Origin of the sequence: Streptomyces tropicalis (genome assembly GCF_029269835.1) — a bacterium.
GTDB lineage: Bacteria > Actinomycetota > Actinomycetes > Streptomycetales > Streptomycetaceae > Streptomyces > Streptomyces tropicalis.
The window spans coordinates 1-631 of sequence record NZ_JARJBB010000100.1; the positions used below are offsets into that span (position 1 = coordinate 1).

Annotated in this window: 1 protein-coding gene; it reads left to right on the plus strand. The window is 65.6% G+C overall.

Annotated features, from left to right (window positions below):
- On the plus strand, window positions 1-631 hold a 631-nt coding region (locus P3H78_RS33195), incomplete at both ends, for an alpha-amylase family glycosyl hydrolase (RefSeq protein ID WP_276112882.1).

Genomic DNA, 631 nt, shown 5'->3' on the forward strand with positions numbered 1-631 from the left:
GAGTTCGTCGACGCGGCCCACCAGCGCGGCATGCGCGTCATCATCGACTTCGTCATGAACCACACCAGCGACCAGCACCCGTGGTTCCAGGAGTCCCGCAAGGACCCCCACGGCCCCTACGGCGACTACTACGTCTGGGCCGACGACGACAAGCAGTACGCCGACGCCCGGATCATCTTCGTCGACACGGAGGCGTCGAACTGGACCTACGACCCGGTGCGCAAGCAGTACTACTGGCACCGGTTCTTCTCCCACCAGCCGGACCTCAATTACGAGAACCCGGCCGTGCAGGAGGAGATGATCTCCGCGCTGAAGTTCTGGCTGGACCTCGGGATCGACGGTTTCCGGCTGGACGCGGTGCCCTACCTGTACCAGCAGGAGGGCACCAACTGCGAGAACCTCCCGGCCACCCACGAGTTCCTGAAGCGGGTCCGCAAGGAGATCGACACCCAGTACCCCGACACCGTGCTGCTGGCGGAGGCGAACCAGTGGCCGGAGGACGTCGTCGACTACTTCGGCGACTACCGCAGCGGCGGCGACGAGTGCCACATGGCCTTCCACTTCCCCGTCATGCCCCGCATCTTCATGGCCGTCCGCCGCGAGTCCCGCTACCCCGTCTCCGAGATCCTCG